The organism is Actinomyces succiniciruminis, assembly GCF_900002405.1.
Lineage (GTDB): Bacteria > Actinomycetota > Actinomycetes > Actinomycetales > Actinomycetaceae > Actinomyces > Actinomyces succiniciruminis.
In genome coordinates this window covers 30,528-48,825 of the sequence record NZ_LK995530.1, presented here as the reverse complement: position 1 = coordinate 48,825, position 18,298 = coordinate 30,528, and the positions used below count along the sequence as shown (strand labels likewise).

Below are 18,298 nucleotides of genomic sequence, written 5' to 3'. Positions count from 1 at the left end.
CACACGGTGAAGACCATGCTCGCCGAGGGCCTGGACCCCACCTACAGGTCCGTCGCCGCCCGCATCATCAACCACCCACCCACGGGCCTACCCCAAGCCCAGAACAACGCGTAAGGAACCAACTCATGGCAGACATCGTCACCCGCCCCGGTCACACCGTCGTCGGCGTCGTCGAGAACGGCCGCCTCCGGCCGGTCAACACAACCCCACCACAGGCGCTCGACCCCGCAGCCGCAGCACAATCCCGCCAGGCCGCACACCAGCGCATCCTGCAAACCCTGATGAGCAGCAAGGAGGAGGTGGACATCAACGTCATGGAGGCCATCACCGGCCGCCGGCGGGACGAGCTGGACAAGCACAACCCCGACTATCCCCGCGGCCACGCACGCTTCAAGGACCTACCGGTCGAGTGGCGCAAGACCGCCGCCGACCGCATCCGAGACGCACTGTGGCACCTCCATGAGGACTATGACCGCACCGTGCCGCTGAACTTGAAGTGGGTGGCCTGGCAGCTGGACGACACCAATCGGCTCACCCGCATGGATTGGGTGGAGGAGAAGAAGAAGCGGCTCGAAGCCGAGGCCAGGCAGAGGGCCGAGCGTGAGGCCGCTGCCGCCGCCGAGGCCGCACTCACCAGCGAGCAGCGCCGGCAGCGTGCCATCGATCAGATCCTCGACACCCGCCTACTGGACCCCCAATCCAGGCAGCGGGCCGGCCGCGGCGACATGATCGGACTGCGGGAAGTGCGTGAGGGCTCCCGCATTCTTCAGGAGCCGGTCTACGCCGACCCGCTGCCCGACCGGGCCGTCATGGCTGGGGCCGTCGCACGCCAGGCCGCCCGCCTGTCCGGCCTGGAAGCCCTGTCGGTCCCCATGGTGTGCGCCCTGACCGGCTTCGACACCGAGGAGGTGCAGGCCTGGCAGGACATGACCGGCACCCCGCTGAACTGGGGAACACTGCCCGCGGAGTGGACGGGAGACTGGTTCCGGGTGCAGGTCACGCGCGCCATCCACGCGCTCAAGACCGCCGCAGAGGCCGACCCGGAGGCGGTGGACCCCTGGGCGGCCACGCTGCGGGATGTGCTACTGGCCCTGGGCTATGACCCCAACACCGACACCGACGACGACACCACCGACGACGAAGCCGAGCAGCAGGAGGAGCCCGAGCGTAAGCGCCACCGCTGGCCCTGGCAACACTAGCCAGCCACCAAACACAAGGGCGGGACACCGGTAGAAGGAAGAACCCGGTGCCCCGCCCGCGTCTACACCATGGCAGAGCAGCATCAACCCCAATTCTACCGCCACCCCACCGACACCAAGCCCGCCCCGCACGAGGTCGACCAGACCCCCGACAAGATCGCGGCCGGCACACCCAACACCCGCCCACAACAAACACCCGGCAAACATTCCACAAACACACCAGCACCACCCCGGCACTGCCATGGTTTTGCCCAGGGTTCAGGCCGTGCGAACATCGACAACATCACGGAATAAACGCCAGTGAGAGAGTAGATCGGCGCGCTTCCAGACGCAGGACGACCTAACCCGGCCACGACTAGATCACGACAACCAGCGTGCTAACTGGAACCGTCCAGTTACCTCACAGCACAGCTGGCATTCCAGAATCGCCCAGCCATTACCCAGATGACACATAGGGTGGTCACAGTTTCTTAACCCCGCTATTCGCCGCCCACCCCACCGGAGCGCCGCCCCAGGGCTCACCAAACACCCCACCAGCAGCCCGACACCACCCCACCCCAACAAGGACACACACCACGCATTCCAGGCCGCCCACGACCCCCAGGAGGCCCCGCCCGAGCGCCGGCAGACCTCGACCGGGTCGAAACGCAAATCCTGCGAACATTCAACCGAACGGTCAATACTTCGCCCCGCCGCCCCAACCAAAACCAACCCGCCGGTAAATAGTCCGAGCGCACCCGCGAGCGCCACCCCGTCCCGGAGGCGTCCCCACTCCTGTCCCGAGGGACAGTGCGGGGACGTCCCGGGGGACACGTCGGGGACAGCGCCGGGACATTCCTTCAGCCGCCGGGTCAGGGTTGAGCCTGGATGACTCAAGTCTTGCGTGGGAGGGATGTTCCAGGCGTGTTTCAGGATCGTTCGGCCCAGATATGGCCCAGGTTTGGGGTGCGACACGCCGAAAACCGCGTGATGATGCGGTTGATGGGAGTACAAGGAGTTCTACGCCCCGCCCCGGCGGCCGGGCATTGTGGACGTCCCCGCCATGAACTTCATTGCCGTGCGCGGCAGTGGGGACCCCAACCGCGAGGACGGGGAGTACCAGCAGGCGATCGGCCTGCTGTACGCCGTCGCCTTCACCATCAAGATGAGCCGGCGCGCCGGGCACCTCATGGAGGGGTACTTCGACTACGTGGTCCCACCACTGGAGGGCTTCTGGTGGCAGGCAGGCGCCGGCGACGTCGACTACGCCCACAAGGAGCGCTTCGAGTGGATCGCCGCCATCCGCCTGCCGGACTTCGTCACGGAGGCCGAGTTCGGTTGGGCGCTTGAGGAGGCGACGCGCAAGAAGCACGCCGACTTCTCCCGGGTCCAGTTCATGCCTCTGCAGGAGGGGCTGTGCGTGCAGTGCCTGCACGTGGGCCCCTACGACGACGAGCCGGCCACACTGGCCCTCATGCACGAGTTTGCGCAGTCAGAGGGCTATGTGCCGGACTTCTCCGACGTGCGCCGCCACCACGAGATCTATCTCAGCGACGCCCGACGCGTCGCCCCCGAGCGGCTGCGCACGGTCATCCGGCACCCGATTCGGCCGGCGTGAATACTTCCGCCGGCCGAATGCGCCGACACGGGGTCAGTCGACTGTGCGGATTCGCGTGACGCAGACGGCGCCGAGCACACAGGCTGCGGCCGCCATCAGGTACAGGCCCGTGTAGCCACCCAGGTGGGTGACGATGGGGGCGGCGACAACCGGGGCCAGTACCTGGGCGCCGGCGGAGGCGATGTTAATGATTCCCAGGTCGCGAGCGGCGTCGCCGGAGCTGGGCAGCACCTGGGTGACCAGCGCGAAGTCCACGCTGGTGAAGGCGCCGAAGCCGATCCCGAGGATGACGGCGCCGACGATCGCACCGATCCAGTTCTGGGTGAGCGCCAGGTCGAGCGCCGCCAGCCCCGTCACCAGCGCCGCCACGATCACGAAGGGCTTGCGCCGTCCCAGCCGGTCGGACCAGATGCCGCCGGACACGGTCGAGCCGAACACGGCGACGGCGTAGATGCCGGTGAGGATGAAGACTCCGGTAGCGGCGGCGTCGGCCTCCATGCCGACCGCATCCATGAGGTAGTAGAGCAGGTAGAGCGTCCCGGTGGAGTTGCCCAGGTTGACCAGGAAGCGGGTCAACCACGCCCAGCCGAAGTCCGGGTGGGAGCGCAGCGGTGGCACGAAGCCGGCGAGGATGTGCCGCAGCGACGGGCGCGGGGCGCCGTCGGGCAGCCGCAGGTCGCGGGCGTTGAGAACGTGCGGGATGCCGAGGACGACCACTAGCACGGCCAGCACCAGGTAACCGGTGCGAGTGCCACCCGCCGTGGCGGCAATACCGGCGCCCATCACCAGGCCGGCGGTCTGCGCCACGCCGATGAGCCCGGAGACGAAGCCGCGGCGGTCCACCGGCACCTGGTCGGTCACCGACGCATTCAGGGCGGCGTAGGCCGCGTTGAGGAAGCCCTGCACCAGGCACCAGCCCAGGATCATCAACGCCACCGAGTCGGCGATGGCCAGGACCACCAGTCCGACGGTGCCCAGGGCCAGGCCGCCGACGATCCAGGGCAGGCGGCGGCCGAAGCGCCCGGAAGTGCGGTCTGACAGGGCGCCGAAGACCGGATTGCCGAGCGTGGACACCAGCGCACCCAGGCCGGTGACCAGGGACAGCACCGCCTCCTTGTGGTCGGGGGCGAGCTGGGCCGCCTGCAGCCCGAGCAGCACCTGAATGGGGCCGAACCAGGCGGAGAACAGTCCGAGCATGGTCAGCGTCAGTGTGAGGGACCAGCTGCGGGGAGGCATGTGTTCGGGGGCGGCTGCGGAGGCGACGCCGCGCGCGGTTAGCGTTGGCATGCGGGCAATCTAGGACGACGACGTGGCGGCATGGTCCGGGACGGGCCGCGGGTGCCGGGTCGAGACCGTCGTGCAACGGTCCTGGAGTCGGACGGCGGCGGGGCCGCCGTTACCGTGAGCGTGTTCCGACGGAGTCTCCGGTGCCGGCTGCGGCGCTAGCCCAGCGGCGTTCCCGTCTCCTGCGCCAACGCAGCCAGCAGCCGGTCCTGGAGCTCGATGTCATTCACGCGCCGGTCGGGGTCCTGCGTGCGCTGGTGGTGCCAGTAGGCGCTGGTGTGGGTGCGCGGGTCATCGCCCAGCGCCAGCCAGGCCTGGGTGCGGTGCCCGGCCTCCAGGTCGTCCGGGGCGCCGGCGCCGCCCATGCGGGTGGGCACCCAGCCCGGGTCGACGGCGTTGGCCCACGTGCCCGGACGGAGCCGGCCCACCGCGGCGGCCAGCACAGTGACCAGTAGCTTGGAGTCCGAGTACGACGCCGTCGGCCGCGTGCCCGTCCAGTCCAGTTCGGCCAGCCGTGCGGTGTTGAGTCGGCCGCCGCGGTGCATGCTGGAGGAGAGGTAGACGTGGCGCTGCGCGGGCACGAGGGCGGTGAGCAGGTAGGGGGCGACCACGTTGACGGCCAGCACCAGACGCTCGTCCATGGTGCCGGCGGAGTGGATGACGGCGTCCACGCCGCCCAGTTCGGCTACCTGCTCGGCCACGTCCCGCACCTGGGCCTGATCGGCCAGGTCCCCGACGACGCCGGGAACCGATACCCCAAGCTCTCGACGCACCGCCTCCAGCTGTGCTTCGCGGCGCACGTGCGCCACGACCTCTGCTCCGGCGTCCAGCAGGTCGTGCAGAGCGCCCAGCCCCAGTCCGGTGCTTGTTCCGGTCACCAGTACACGTGTCACTGCGGTGCTCTCCGTTCTTCTCGGTCGGCTCAGGGGATGATGACAACGTTACCGTCTGGCGAACAGCAGTGACGGCGCCGGACGATCACTGCCGATCGCCGCAAGCGCGAACTCCGCTCCGGCGTGTGCGGCGAACAGTATCGGCAGGGAGGCGGCGACGCCGGCCGGCGACACGCGGGAGGGCACGCCCTGGGCCCGAAGTGCGCCGCGGGCCCAGGCGCCGTAGCCGATTACCAGCGGTGCGGTTAGTGCCCCGGACACGTACCCGCCCCGGGCCGCGCACGCCGCCAGGTGGGCGAAGCCGTGCAGGCCCCAGGCCGCGGCCGCGTTCTGGAACCAGGCGGAGCGACCTCCGCTGCGGTATCCCGCCACCGAGGCGCCGACCCAGTGAATCCCGATCAGGGCGATCGCCAGACTCACATGCGCCTGACTCCACCCCTCGCGCCGCGCCCCTTCCGGAAGCGGCATCCATTCTGGCGCGCGATGCAGCAGCCAGGCGGATGAGGCCCGGTAGGTGAATAGTTCCTCGCCGTCGTTGAGCAGATAGCAGGCGGCCAGCCCCAGCGCCGCCGCCTTGGCACCGGCGGGCCGCGTCATGAGGTGAAGCTCCGCCAGCGCCGCGCAGCCAGGTACCCGGCCCCATGCAGCACGACGCCGACGACGGGGAAGGCCGGAATGGTCCACCGGGCGGGCTTCGGCTCGACGCCGTCGGCCCGCAGAGCCGCCTTGGCGAAGCGCCAGAACGGAAGCACCAGCGGGAGGGCGGTGGTGCAGCCGGGCGTGTAGCCGCGGGCCAGTGCTGCCGAGCCCAGGTGTATGAAGGCGTGCATGCCGTAGCCGTAGAGCATCGCCTGGTAGAAGCCCGAGCGCCCGCGGGTGCGGTAACCGTCCACGGAGGCCGCCGCCATCAACACCCCCATCAGGCTCAGCGCCACATACACCTGGTCGCGCGACATCCCCCGCGTGCGTACGTCCTCGGGCAGGAGTGGCAGTGAGCGTATGAAGGAGTGACGGCGCCCGGGCATGGTCGCGTACTCCTCCAGGTCGTGAGCCAGCCAGGCGAAGAACAGTCCTGAAGTCGCCAAGTCAACTCTGTCCATGGGGCCTCCCAGGATATCGCTACCAATAATTGCGCAACCTACAGTAGCGGAAGTGGGGGTCAGATGGAAGAATTGCGTGCGATCCGGCGACAGGATGAGGAGGACACCGTGGCGGGCAGGCCAGACGACACGGGTGAGGCGGGCCGACGGGCCGGGCTGCGCGCCGGCACCTCTCGGCGCACAGATGCGGGCCGCGGCGGACGCCCGCGCGACACTGCGCTGGACGAACGCATCCTGCGGGAAACCTTCGCTCTGTTGACCGAGGTGGGGCTGCACGGTCTGCGCATCGACGCGGTAGCCGCGCGTGCGGGCGTCCCCAAGTCCACGATCTACCGGCGCTGGCCCTCCCTGGCCGAGCTCGCCGTCGACGCCGTCGACGCCGCCCTCGGGCCGCGGGAGTTCCCGGCGGGTAAGGACCCGCTGGCCGACCTCGCTCGCATCATCGTCCACACCTGGCGACTGCTCATGCGCCCGCCCCTGACGACGGCGCTGCCCGGCCTGGGTATGGAGCTCGCCGGGCACCCCCGGGCGGCCGCCGCCTACCGGGAGCGCGTGATCGCACCCCTGCGAGACGGGGCGATTGCCGCCGTCGCCCGCGCGGTGGACACGGGAGCGTGGAACGGGCCGGACCCGGTCACCAGCGTGGACATGCTGGTGGGCACCTTCCTTTACCGGCTGACCTACCTCGGTCAGACCCCGGACCTGGACGAGGCGTTTCGCGTGGCGGAGCTGATTGCCGGACGGGCGCTGCCGAGGGCTCGCGTGAATCAGCACTCCGAGATATAGCGGCGCTTCGAGTTCTGGGTGCGGTGGACTTCGGGTTCGCCCACCAGGGGTCTGCGGAACTGGGTCTGTGCGCGTGGGTGAGGCGCTTACGCCTCTCCGACCCTCCGAACCGGCATGGCGAACTCCCAAACGCGAGGAGCCAGGTTGATGCCACTATTCCATCCCGGAAAACCGCAGACTAATTTCATTGTTTTCCCAGATAAGGCGCCCGCCGTATCGAATTGGTGAAATCTCCCACATATGCTGGAGCGGCGTACTACATTTCCTTCCAGGTGCCCGGCCGGCACCGTTCAGTCAATACGTCGTCAACGCTCACATGTGGAAAGAGGCTGCCATGTGCACGGGAATCAGGTTCACGGACAGTGAAGGCAACATGTACTTCGGGCGCAATCTGGACTGGAGCACGTCCTATGGCGAGCGCATCGTAGTCGTACCCTCGGGCTTCATGATCCGTTCGGCGTTCGGTGAGGATACTCCGGCCGCGCACGCGGTGATCGGCATGGGCATCGTCTTCGAGGACTACCCGCTGTACTTCGACTGCGGCAACGACGCCGGCCTGGCCGTCGCCGGACTGAACTTCCCCGGCTACGCCTGCTACCAGGACGGGCCGGTGGTCGGCAAGACCAACGTGGCCGCCTACGAGTTCCCGCTGTGGATCGCGGCGAACTTCACCAGCGTCGATGAGGTCGAGGCGGCACTGGTGGAAACCGCCATCGTGGCCAAACCGGTCAGCGATGACCTCGGCGTCTCCCTGCTGCACTGGATCATCGGCGATGGGCGGCGCAGCATCGTGGTGGAGTACATGAAGGACGGCATGCACATTCACCACAACCCGGTCGATACTCTGGCCAACCAGCCCACTTTCGACTGGCACATGGAGAATCTGCGCACCTTCATCACCGCCAACGGTGATATGCCGGACGCCGCCCACTGGCGCGATGCTGAACTCTCCCCATTCGGTTCAGGTGCCGGCATGCGTGGAATTCCCGGCGACTATTACTCGCCGTCGAGATTCGCCAAGGCGGCATTCCTAAACGCCCATTACCCGGTTAAGGACAATGAGGCGGAGAACGTCTCCCGGTTGTTCCACACCCTGGGCAATGTCTCCATGGTGGATGGGGCCGCCCTCATGGCCGACGGCGCCTACGAGCGCACGCTGTACACCGGCTGCTTCTCGGCCCGCACCGGCACCTACTACTACTCGACCTATGACGACCCGGCACTGCGGTGCGTGAGCCTGGCCGACTGCGCGGGTGCCGATGCGACCGACCTCCTGGAGCCCGAGCCGACGGTGTGGCGTCCCTGACACGGCGCGTGAGAGCCTTGTGCCGTGCTGCTAACCGCCGCGCTGGTACTGGCCTTCACCGTCGTAGTGGGCAGAAACGATGGGGCGCCGCTGTGCGCGCTCAACATCGGGGCCAACCCAGAGCGCCCCTGGGGCCCGGTCGCCATCCTCGCCGCTGTGACCGCCCTGGTCCCACTGGCGGGGACGGCGCCCGTGGCCGGCACCTATCGGGAGCTTCTGGGCGGCGGCGGAGTGCGTGAACTCGGCACCGTGTTGTTGGCGGCGATCGTGACCCTGGGGGCCGCGGCGGTCGTGCGGGTGCCCACGTCGGTCACGCTCGCCCTGGTAGGCGCCGCGACCGGGGTGCGCCTGGTAGGTGGAGGCGCGAACTGGCCACTCGTCGCACGGGTGCTGGCACTGGCCGCCCTGGCTCCCGTGCTGGCCGGATTGTGCGCTCGCGCCCTCCTGGCCGTGCTGGCACGCCTGCGGCTGCCGGACGCCCACCGGTGGATGGGGTATGCCCGCAGCGGCGGCTTCATCTGCGTCTGCGCGGCCTATGGGCTCAATGACGGCCAGAAGCTGTTCGTGGTGTGGATGACCGCGCTGGGGCAGCCCGTGGGCGGTCCGGGTGGCGGCCCGGCGCTGCGCTTGATGGCGGCGGTCGGATCCGGGTTGGCCTTCGCCATCGGGGCTAGGCTCGGTCTGCGCGCTGCGGGCCGCGCCTGGCGGGTGGGCGTGTTCGCACCGAAGCCCTATCAGGTCAGCAATGTCCTGGTGGCCACGGCACTGGCGGTCACGGTGGGCGCCATTCTCGGTGCCCCGGTGTCAATGACTCAGGCCACGGTGGGTGCCCTCATGGGGAGCGTGCCCGGCGTCCAGTGGAGAAGACTGCGGTGGAACGCCGTCGGCCGGATCGCCGCCGCCTGGGCCTGGACCCTCCCGGTATCCCTGCTGTGCGGGGCCGGCGCGGCCATGCTGATCGGTCATTGAGCACGGTGTCGCGCGGCGCGCACAATTGGGTACACGGAGGACGGATGCGGCATGGCAAGACTGTGGACGTGGCTACGGCGACCGGGGAGGCGGCAGACCCTGGTCGGGGCGCTGTCGGCGCAGGCGACTCTCGCCATTGAGGGCGTCGAGCTCGCGCTGCGCGCATGCGAGGCGGACGCGGATCTGGACGCGCTGGTCGAGCGCATCGAGCAGGTAGAGCGCCAGGGAGACACGACTCGCCTGCAGTTCGTGCACCTGCTGTCAACACGGGTGGTGACGCCGCTCGACCGGGAGGACATGTTCCGCTTCTCCCGCTGCCTCGATGAGGTGCTCACCAACACTCGTGACTTCGTGCGGGAGACCCGCGCCTGGCAGGTCCAGCCCGATGACCACTCGCGGACGGGCCTCGAACACATTCGCCGCGGACTGGAGCAGCTGGTCGGTGCCATGGACACCTCCTCCGGGCGCATCAACCGGGAGCTGTGCACCTCCGCCCGTAAGGAGGGCCGCCGGGTACGCGAACAGTACGACGACGGCCTGCGCCAACTGTTCGTGGAAGAACTGAACATGGAGGCGCTCGCCCGCCGCGAACTGCTCAGACGCGTAGACGTGATCGGCCTGAGACTGATCGAGGCAATCGACGCCGTCGTGGATGGAATTGTCAAACGCACCATTTGATCGCTTGCACCGATTCACGATCATCCGCCGGGTCTGTAACAATCGCCTGCGTGAAGTCCTCCACCACGCCCGGCTCGGTTGCCGGCCCCGCCCCACTGCCGCCCGCGCCCGTCGACCTGCGCCTGGTCGTCACGGATATGGACGGCACCCTGCTCGACGGCGACGGCCTACTCCCGGCGGGATTCGCCGACATGGTTTCGCGGCTGCGCGCCCACGGGGTGCTGTTCGCTCCCGCCTCCGGGCGCCAGCTCGCCAACCTGCGCTCCGTGCTGGGTGAGCCGATCACCCACTCGCCGATCATCGCCGAGAACGGCACCCTGGTGGTCCAAGACGACGAGGTCATCCACTGCGAGACCATAACCGTGAGCGACACGGTCGCCACCATCGACACCGCCCGCGACCTGGGCATCGACGGCTACAACGTCGGCGCCGTCCTGGCCGGGGTGGAATGCGCCTACATCGACCGCCAGGACCCGCCCTTCGTGGAAGAGGTCTCCCGCTACTACCGGGAGCTGGAGATCGTCGACGATCTACTCGCCGTGCCGTTGGACCGGACGCTGAAGGTGGCCGTATACGACTTCGACGACGTCGAGGCCGGCAGCTCGCAGGCACTGAAGGCGGCCGTGCCGGACGTGCAGGCCGTCGTCTCCGGCGTGCACTGGACCGACCTCATGCCCCGCACCGCCTCCAAGGGCCGGGCCCTGGCCGCCCTGCAGGCGCGCCTGGGCATCACGCCGGCGCAGACAGCCGTCTTCGGCGACTATCTCAACGACCTGGACATGTACGAGCGGTCCGAGCTGTCATTCGCCATGGCCAACGCCCACCCCGGCATTCAGGCCGTCGCCCACTGGACCGCGCCCGCGAACACCGAAGCCGGCGTCCTACGCACCGTCGACGCCCTGCTCCAGCGCCTGGCCTGAGCGCCGCCGCCGGACGGGACGGTCGCGCGGGCTCTCAGCTTCCGCCCGCCAGCCCCCGACGCAGAGCATCGATCGCGTCACTGCGGAAATCGCGCATCGCCGCCGACCAGGTGCAGTAGTCGGCGCCGTGATACATACCCGGCTCAACCCGCAGTTGCACCTGCGCGCCGGCAGCCCGCAGGCGCTCTGCATAGGCACGGTCCTCATCAAGGAACAGGTCCAGCTCGCCAACGCCGATCCAGGCGGCCGGTAACCCATCCAGGTGCTCCCGCCGAGCCGGCACCGCCCAGCGCGCCGGCGCCCACCGGTCGGCCGGCTCGGCGACCGGACGCCCCAGGTAGGCGCCCCAACCTTCCGTGTTGCGACGGGCGGTCCACACGAACTCGCCGCGGCCGGGAATCTCGGCGCCACCGGCACCCGTGCGGTCATCCAACATCGGATAGATCAGCAGTTGGAAAGCAACCGGTACTCCCTCGTCCAGGGCGCGCTGAGCGAGCGCGGCCGCGAGCCCGCCGCCGGCGCTGGCGCCGCCGATCGCAATCCGCTCGGCGTCCACGCCCTCGGCCGCGGCCTCGGCGTGCAGCCGACGCAGAACGGTGAAGGCGTCGTCGAGTGCCGCCGGATAGGGGTGGGCGGGCGCCAGCCGGTAATCGACGGAGACCACCAGAATGCCCAGTTCCCGGGCGATGCGTGAGCAGAACAAGTGGTCCTGGGCGGGGGAGCCGCCCACAAAACCGCCACCGTGCAGCCACACGAGGGCGCCCGACGGCGGCGCCTGCCGCCGCGCATCCGGCTCGTACCGCCACACCGGCACCTCCAGACCGCCATCGACGACGACGTCACGGTGCCCCAGGCCGGATGGGAATACCCGCGCGGGCAGCCGCGAGGAAAGCACGGAGGAGAAGTCGGTGGGCAGGTCCTCGGGCACTCCTGCCTGGCCCCGGCCAATCACCAACAGCGGCGCACGCAGCTCCCGGGCCACGCGGTTGAGTCCCGGTCCCAGCTCTCGGCGGCGCACCGCCAGCGCCCCGATGGCGCTCAGGGCGGCGATGGCGGCCGCGCCACGAGTGGCGCGAGCGGAGGGAGACATGCGGTTCTCCTTCAGTCCTCGTCCAGCAGGTGCTCGATATCGACGTCGGCCCGGCGGGTGGCGCGCAGGGCGTCGAGCTGACGACGCTCTTTCTTGGTGGGGCGGCCCGCCCCGCGGTCGCGAACGATCGCGGCGGGCGCATCCAGCGGGGTCGGACGCGGGGGAGAGAAGTCGGTGTAGGCGGTGCGGGCGACGGGTGCACCCACCCGCTTGACGAGGATCCGCTGCACGCGCAGCAGCCGGTCGAAGCCCTGCACGCGATAGCGGATCTCGTCGCCCACCTTCACGTGTTGGGAGGGCTTGGCGGTCTCGCCGTTGATGCGCACGTGGCCGGCGCGGCAGGCCGCGGTCGCGGCGGAGCGGGACTTCACCTGCCGCACGCTCCACAGCCACACGTCCACGCGCGCCGACGCCGGATCGTTTATGCCGGGAGCGCTCCGGCTATCGCTTCCGGCCGCTGGGCCCGACTGCGTATTCGCCACGTGTCCGATCCTAGGGGATCGGGCGTCGGGCCTCGGTGCCATTTCAACCGACCTCGGCACGTAAGTTCAACCGACCTCGGCACGTAACTTCTACCGACCTCGGCGAGATGCGCGGCGGCGGGGTCGACGGGGCAGGGCGGCACGCCCACGCGTCACCAGCCCGAGCCCGATCAGCAGCGCCCCGGCGGCACAAACCAGTGTGTAGACGCGGTCAGCCAGCACCGTTTGCCCCACCCGGACACCAACACTGCGAACGCGCTCGGGCACCGAGACGGCGCCGTCGCCGCCGGCCGCGCAGTCGGTCAGCGCCGTGCGCAGGGCGGCGGCGTCGGCGTCCGGCAGCCCGAGGTCGTAGGCGGCCGCCACGCTGACGAACCGGCGCGCGTACTCACAGCGGTAACCGACGTCGTCGGGCCACCATCCGGGCCCGGTAGCAGTGGTCCAAGTGCCCGTCTCGGTGGAGCCGGCCGGGCAGGTGGCCGGGCCGCAGTTGGACTTTTCCTGATTGGCCGCGCCATCCACCGCCAGCAGATTCAACGGATCATTGGCAACCAGCAGACGCCGGCGCTGATCCCACTGCCAGGCACCGTGCGCGTACAGGTAGTTCAGCGGGATCACGTGGTCGATCTGAACGGCGTCGGAGGTGTCCTGCCCACGCTGAAAGGCGACCGTGGATCCGGTGTAGGGATCGTGGAGGGTGCCCGACCAGACCGTGGCGTCGGGGCAGACGGCCGCCCCCTGACCGCGCCCGGCTTCGATGTCCTGCGTGCCGTCCTCGCGGGAGAAGTCCGCGTCGGTCAGGTCCCGGGCCAGGATTTCGTTGCGGGTGTCGCAGCCATCCCCATCGACGTCCATCCACGCCTGGCCGAACCAGCCGGTGCGCGAACCCCCTTCACCCCAGGAGACGGCGGCGGGGGAGTCCTCCGGCAACGCCTCGAGCGCGTCCAACGCCTCCGCCGCGCCCAGCACGAGCCGACCTCGCCCATCCCAGGAGACAGCGGCCGCGGTTGGCGCATCCAGCGAACTCGCGGTATCCGCTGCCGCCGGGGGCGCGACCGCGCACGGAGTCAGGGCGAGCACTGCCGAAAGCACGCAGGCCGCCGGCGCCCTCCGGGCGGATCGGTGGAGACGAGGCAGCATGATGGGCGGGTTCCGCGGCCGGAGGCGGCTCAGGGAACGATGTAGCCCGCGGCGCGGAAGACCTCGTACCACTGCTCGCGAGTCAGCTCCAGCTCGGAGCCGGCGGCCGCGGCCTCGACCCGGTCCGGGCGGGTGGTGCCCAGCACCACCTGAATACGGGCGGGGTGGCGGGTGATCCAGGCGGTGGCAATCGCCTCCGGTGCCACGCCGTACTCGGCGGCCAGGCGGTCCACGACGTCGTTCAGCTCGCCGTAGCGCTCCCGGTTGCCCAGGAACGGGCCGGAGCCGTCACCGGACTGGAAGGGGGACCAGGCCTGAACGGTGGTGTTGGTCAGGCGGCAGTAGTCGAGGATGCCGTCGGTGCGCACCACCGACTGGTCGTGGCGCATGTTCAGGGCCACGCCCTCGGCGATCATGTCCGCATGCGTCAGGGACAGCTGCAGCTGGTTGACGAGCAGCGGCTGGTCCACGGTGGCTCGCAGCAGCTCCAGTTGGCCGCGCGTGTGGTTGGAGACGCCGAAGTGGCGCACCTTCCCTGAGGCGGCGAGGGAGTCGAAGGCGGCGGCCACCTCCTCCGGCTCGACCAGCGCGTCGGGACGGTGCAGCAGCAACACGTCCAGGTAGTCGGTTTGCAGCGCCTTGAGGGAGGCGTCGACGGACTCAAGGATGTGCTGGGCGGAGAAGTCGAACCAGCCCCAGCGGATGCCGCACTTGGTCTGCAGCACCACCTGCTCGCGCTCGGCGGCCGACCAGTTCAGGGCCGAGCCGAAGCGCTCCTCGCAGGCGTGGTCGCGGCCGTAGATGTCGGCGTGGTCGAACATGGTGATGCCCGCGCCGCGGGCGGTGGCCACCAGGTCGCGGATCTCGGCGTCGCTGAGCTCCTTAATGCGCATCAGGCCGAGGATGAGGTTGGAGGCGGTCAGGTCGGATGAGCCAATTGGTTGGATTCTCATACAAACACGGTATCCGAGCCGCGTTCGTCTGCACAGGAGCAACCCGCGGACGTCCACAGGCCGGCGCGGAGGGCCGCCGCCGGCGGTCCCTGTGGACGCCGGCGGGCGCGTCGGGCCGGCTTGGGTGTGGGCGGACCGAATCGGTCCGGATCAGTCGGGCACGCCGGCGGCGGCCGCCCGATCCAGGTGCCAGACCGTGGCCTCGCCGCGGGCGCAGGAGGCCGGGGCGGCGACGACGTCGGGGGCGGCCAGCCCCTTGGCCACCGCCTCGGTCTTACCGGCCCCGCCGGCCACCACCATGACCCGACGTGCCCGGTGCAACACGTCGAAGGTGAAGGACACGCGCTCGGGCGGCGGCTTGGGGGAATCGTGCACCGCGATCACGTCCGTACCGGTGGTGGGCGCGACCGGGTGCCCCGGGAACAGCGAGCACACGTGCGCATCCGGCCCCAGCCCCACGTGGACGACGTCGAAGCGCCCGTCGGCCGGGCCGTGCTCCCGCAGCGCCTCGGCCAGTGCGGCGGCCGCCGCGTCGACGGACTCCACCTGCTCGGGGCCAGGCAGGCGGTGCACATTGGCCTCCGGAATTCCGGCGGCTACCAGTCCCGTCACCTGTAGGTCGTTGCGGTCCGGGTGGTCGGCGGGCACGAAGCGCTCGTCACCCTCCCACAGGTGCACCCGATCCAGCCCGTGCGCGGATGTGAGCCCGACGGCGGCGAGTGCGGCGGGCAGCGCCGCAGCGAGCGCCGCACCGCCCGATCCGCCGGTCAGGACCAGGTGGGCGACGCCCCGCTCGGCGACGGCGTCGGCGAGCAGTCGCGCGGTCTCCGCGGCGGCGGTGGCGGCCGCCTCGGTCATGGAGTCGTGGACGACGACGGAGGGAAGGGGACGGGCGTCCGCGGCCGCGTTGACGGCGGCGGCATCGACTGTGGGCATCAGTGGGTCCTTTCTTCCGCAACGGCGGCCTGGGCGGAGTCCTCGGCGAAGGTGGCCAGAACCTCCTCGTAGACGAGGTCCGGGCTGAGCCGACGCAACTCCTCGCTCATTGTGGCCACCGGCTCGCGGCGGGCCATGGTCACGACCTGTGGGCGCTCGACGCCGGGGCGCGTGATCATCACCCGCTCGTGGTCCTTGCGCGTGATCACCAGGTCACCGGAGTCGGTGCGCACCGTAATGGTGGCGATGCCGGGAACCTCTGGGGCATCCACCCGCTCCACATCCACACCCAGGCGCAGCCGCAGCCAGCGGATCATCAGGGACACCGAGGCATTGTGCGGCTCGCCGGCGACGACGACTCCCCGGACCGCCCCGGCGCACAGCAGCGAGTCCAGGGTTGAGGCGACCATGGCGCGCCACAGGGTGATGCGCGTCCAGGCCAGGTCGATGTCGCCGCGCGTGTACTCGGGGGCGAGGGCCGCCAGGGCGGAGGACGGGTCCGGCTGAGAGGGCGTGTTGGTGATGCGGGTGGTGGCCAGGGCTCCGAGCGGGCTCGTGGCCGGGCGCACGGGCGGCGCATACGGCCACCAGGTCACCACGGGCACGTCGGGCAGGAGGAAGGGCACCACCAGGGTGTCGGCGTGGCGGGCCGCCTCGCCCTCCGGGAACAGCACCAGGGTCTCGCCGGCGCCGGCGTCGTGGCCGAGCCGGATCTCGGCGTCGAGATGGCCGAGGGAGCCGTCGGGACGGTGCCCATTGTGACGCCGGTCGTCGTCGGCGTCGTCGCTGCCGTTGGTCGGCGACACGACCGCCACCACGCGGCAGGGATGGTCCAGGCTGGCGCCGTGGGCGGCCACGAGGGCCTCCTCCAGACCGTCCCGGTCGGTGTCGATCACGAGGGTGAGTACGCGCGAACCGCTGCTGACACCCTCGGAAAGGAGGGTGGAGACGATCTCGTCGGTTGTGGTCTCGGTGAGGTTGATGATCATGAGCGCCTCCAAATGCGGCCGTCGCGGGCAAGCAGGTCATGGGCCGAGGGCGGCCCCCAGGAGCCGGGCCGATAGCCCTCCGGCACCCCGTTCGCGGCCCAGTGCTCGATCACCGGGTCGAGGATCCGCCAGGACAGGTCCACCTCCCGCTGCTGCGGGAACAGCGGGGCGTCGCCGAGCAGCGCGTCCAGAATGAGCCGCTCATAGGCCTCTGGGGACTCCTCGTTGAAGGAGGCGCCGTAGCCGAAGTTCATGGTCACATCGCGCAGCTCCATCTGGGTGCCGGGAACCTTCGAGGCCATGCGCATGGTGATGCCCTCGTCGGGCTGAATGCGCAGCACGATCGTGTTCGCGCCCAGGCCGGCCGTGGCCGCGTCGGTGAAGGGCAGGAACGGTGGTCGCTTGAACACCACCGCCACCTCCGTGACCCGGCGGGCCAGCCGCTTGCCGGTACGCAGGTAGAAGGGGACCCCGGCCCAGCGGCGGTTGGCTATCTCCAGCCGCACCGCGGCGAAGGTCTCCGTGTGGGAGTCGGCGGCCACCCCGTCCTCCTCCAGGTAGCCGCGCACGGGGACGCCGCCCTGGAAGCCGGCCTCGTAGCGGCCGCGGGCGGTGGTCGCGTCCAGATCGAGGACGCCGGCCCGTTCCAGCTTGACGGCGGCCAGCACCTTCTCCTTCTCGGAGCGGATGGCGGAGGCGCGCATGGAGATGGGCTCCTCCATGGCGGTCAGGGCCAGCAACTGCAGCAGGTGGTTCTGGATGACGTCGCGGGCCGAGCCGATCGTGTCGTAGTAGCCGGCGCGGGTGCCGATGCCGATGTCCTCGGCCATGGTGATCTGCACGTGGTCCACGTAGCGCTGGTTCCACAGGGGCTCGAACATGGTGTTGGCGAAGCGCAGGGCCAGAATGTTCTGCACCGTCTCCTTGCCCAGGTAGTGGTCGACGCGGAAGACGTCGTCCGGGCGCACGATCCGGGAGACGACGGCGTCCAGCTCCTGGGCGCTGGCGCGGTTGTGGCCGAAGGGCTTCTCAATGATCACCCGCCGCCAGGAGCCCGGGACCTCGTCCACGAGTCCGGAGGCGGCCACATGCTCGGTGACGGCGGAGAACCAGGCCGGCGGCACCGACAGGTAGAAGGCGCGGTTGCCGCCGGTGCCGCGGGTGGCGTCCAGGTCGGTGACGGTGCGGGTGAGCCGCTCGTAGGCGCCGTCGTCGTCAAAGGAGGCCAGCTCGACGAAGCGCATGCCGGCGGCCAGCTGATCCCAGATCGCCTGCCGCCAGGGGGTGCGGGCGCCGCCGCGCACCGCGTCCGCGACGTATTCGCGCATGTCGTCGTCGGACCAGCTGCGCCGTCCCACGCCCACCAGTGAGAAGCTGGGGGAGAGCAGGCCGCGGTTGGCCAGGTCGTAGATGGCCGGCAGGAGCTTGCGCCGGGCCAGGTCGCCGGTGATGCCGAACATGACCAGCACGCACGGATCGGCGATGCGGGGCAGACGCAGATCGCGCGGGTCCAGCAGTGGATTGTTCCGCGGAGCGGCAACGCCTCCCGAGGTGCCGGACGCGGTCGGTGTGCTTGAGATATGGGAGAGGTCCACGGGTGCCTTCTGCGCCTTCCTGTTCTTCTTCCCGGTGGGTGGTTGCGGCCGACCATGACGCCCGCTCGGATCCCGGATGCGGTGCAGGGCCGACACTGTCCACTCTATGCGCTCGACCGGCACCGCCGCCGGGCAGGGCGGGTGTCGAGGGGGTGTCTGTCAGGGCGTGTCTTAAGTTCTCACCGGCCGTGTACGACGCGACGGCCGCAACGGTAGGCTCTGGGGCGCGCCGGGAGCCCGCCCGGCGCGTAACCTTGCCCAATAACCGATCCCAGAACCGTGGCCCGTGCGGACGGGCAGAAGAGGATTGCGATGAGTTCAGCGAGCGACTTCGTCCCGCAGCCCGCCTCAGCGGATATCGGCGTGTACGGGCTGGGGGTG

General features: G+C 69.9%; 19 protein-coding genes. 8 read left to right on the top strand and 11 right to left on the bottom strand.

The genetic code is table 11. The features are described 5' to 3' along the window. Positions 1–125 precede the first annotated feature (125 nt). The 3 genes from BN1056_RS11385 to BN1056_RS11375 all read left to right on the top strand — a co-directional run bounded on the left by BN1056_RS11385 (position 126) and on the right by BN1056_RS11375 (position 2,796). Entirely contained in the window at positions 126–1,199 is a 1,074-nt protein-coding gene (locus tag BN1056_RS11385) for a hypothetical protein (protein WP_210581325.1), read from the top strand. 69 nt (positions 1,200–1,268) lie between these two features. Next, positions 1,269–1,493, top strand: a complete 225-nt coding sequence (locus BN1056_RS11380) for a hypothetical protein (protein ID WP_210581323.1) — start codon at positions 1,269–1,271, stop codon at positions 1,491–1,493. Between the two features lie 730 nt (positions 1,494–2,223). Then, entirely contained in the window at positions 2,224–2,796 is a 573-nt protein-coding gene (locus BN1056_RS11375; RefSeq protein ID WP_280516467.1) for a GyrI-like domain-containing protein, read from the top strand. 33 nt (positions 2,797–2,829) lie between these two features. Here the strand turns inward: BN1056_RS11375 and BN1056_RS11370 are convergent, their stop codons facing one another. From BN1056_RS11370 to BN1056_RS11355, 4 genes are all read right to left on the bottom strand, one after another. Beyond that, the gene (locus BN1056_RS11370) at positions 2,830–4,083 is read right to left on the bottom strand and encodes an MFS transporter (RefSeq protein ID WP_244671681.1); all 1,254 of its coding nucleotides are present in this window, start codon (positions 4,081–4,083) and stop codon (positions 2,830–2,832) included. A 155-nt stretch (positions 4,084–4,238) separates the two neighbouring features. After that, on the bottom strand, positions 4,239–4,973 hold the full coding sequence (locus tag BN1056_RS11365) for an SDR family NAD(P)-dependent oxidoreductase (RefSeq protein ID WP_210581319.1): 735 nt from the start codon (positions 4,971–4,973) through the stop codon (positions 4,239–4,241). Positions 4,974–5,021: 48 nt separating this feature from the next. After that, the gene (locus BN1056_RS11360; protein ID WP_244671680.1) at positions 5,022–5,570 is read right to left on the bottom strand and encodes an HXXEE domain-containing protein; all 549 of its coding nucleotides are present in this window, start codon (positions 5,568–5,570) and stop codon (positions 5,022–5,024) included. Next, positions 5,567–6,073 carry an HXXEE domain-containing protein gene (locus BN1056_RS11355; protein WP_210581317.1) on the bottom strand — a complete coding sequence of 169 codons (507 nt, stop codon included), beginning with the start codon at positions 6,071–6,073 and terminating at the stop codon, positions 5,567–5,569. Before BN1056_RS11355 ends, BN1056_RS11360 begins: the two co-directional genes overlap by 4 nt. Before the next feature lie 108 nt (positions 6,074–6,181). Between BN1056_RS11355 and BN1056_RS11350 the strand changes: the two genes are divergently transcribed. The 5 genes from BN1056_RS11350 (at position 6,182) to BN1056_RS11330 (ending at position 10,732) form a co-directional block, all read left to right on the top strand. Then, a complete protein-coding gene (locus tag BN1056_RS11350) occupies positions 6,182–6,859 on the top strand; it encodes a TetR/AcrR family transcriptional regulator (protein WP_244671679.1) in 678 nt (225 codons plus the stop codon). 334 nt (positions 6,860–7,193) lie between these two features. After that, on the top strand, positions 7,194–8,165 hold the full coding sequence (bsh, locus tag BN1056_RS11345) for a choloylglycine hydrolase (RefSeq protein WP_210581312.1): 972 nt from the start codon (positions 7,194–7,196) through the stop codon (positions 8,163–8,165). A gap of 24 nt (positions 8,166–8,189) precedes the next feature. After that, positions 8,190–9,134 (top strand): inorganic phosphate transporter, encoded by a 945-nt coding sequence (locus tag BN1056_RS11340; RefSeq protein WP_210581310.1) that lies wholly within the window; start codon positions 8,190–8,192, stop codon positions 9,132–9,134. 51 nt (positions 9,135–9,185) lie between these two features. Continuing rightward, positions 9,186–9,812, top strand: a complete 627-nt coding sequence (locus tag BN1056_RS11335) for a DUF47 domain-containing protein (protein ID WP_210581308.1) — start codon at positions 9,186–9,188, stop codon at positions 9,810–9,812. 50 nt (positions 9,813–9,862) lie between these two features. Continuing rightward, a complete protein-coding gene (locus BN1056_RS11330) occupies positions 9,863–10,732 on the top strand; it encodes a Cof-type HAD-IIB family hydrolase (RefSeq protein WP_244671678.1) in 870 nt (289 codons plus the stop codon). Between the two features lie 34 nt (positions 10,733–10,766). Here the strand turns inward: BN1056_RS11330 and BN1056_RS11325 are convergent, their stop codons facing one another. The 7 genes from BN1056_RS11325 to zwf form a co-directional block, all read right to left on the bottom strand. Further along, positions 10,767–11,822, bottom strand: coding sequence for an alpha/beta hydrolase (locus BN1056_RS11325; protein ID WP_210581306.1), 1,056 nt, complete (start codon positions 11,820–11,822; stop codon positions 10,767–10,769). Positions 11,823–11,833: 11 nt separating this feature from the next. Continuing rightward, positions 11,834–12,247 carry an RNA-binding S4 domain-containing protein gene (locus BN1056_RS11320; protein ID WP_244542681.1) on the bottom strand — a complete coding sequence of 138 codons (414 nt, stop codon included), beginning with the start codon at positions 12,245–12,247 and terminating at the stop codon, positions 11,834–11,836. Between the two features lie 147 nt (positions 12,248–12,394). Continuing rightward, entirely contained in the window at positions 12,395–13,444 is a 1,050-nt protein-coding gene (locus BN1056_RS11315; protein WP_210581302.1) for an HNH endonuclease family protein, read from the bottom strand. A 29-nt stretch (positions 13,445–13,473) separates the two neighbouring features. Continuing rightward, positions 13,474–14,397 (bottom strand): aldo/keto reductase, encoded by a 924-nt coding sequence (locus tag BN1056_RS11310; protein WP_210581299.1) that lies wholly within the window; start codon positions 14,395–14,397, stop codon positions 13,474–13,476. Positions 14,398–14,547: 150 nt separating this feature from the next. Beyond that, entirely contained in the window at positions 14,548–15,333 is a 786-nt protein-coding gene (gene pgl, locus BN1056_RS11305) for a 6-phosphogluconolactonase (RefSeq protein WP_210581298.1), read from the bottom strand. Beyond that, positions 15,333–16,322, bottom strand: a complete 990-nt coding sequence (locus BN1056_RS11300) for a glucose-6-phosphate dehydrogenase assembly protein OpcA (RefSeq protein WP_210581296.1) — start codon at positions 16,320–16,322, stop codon at positions 15,333–15,335. Before BN1056_RS11300 ends, pgl begins: the two co-directional genes overlap by 1 nt. Beyond that, on the bottom strand, positions 16,319–17,839 hold the full coding sequence (gene zwf, locus BN1056_RS11295) for a glucose-6-phosphate dehydrogenase (RefSeq protein WP_342343949.1): 1,521 nt from the start codon (positions 17,837–17,839) through the stop codon (positions 16,319–16,321). Before zwf ends, BN1056_RS11300 begins: the two co-directional genes overlap by 4 nt. Between the last annotated feature and the right edge of the window lie 459 nt (positions 17,840–18,298).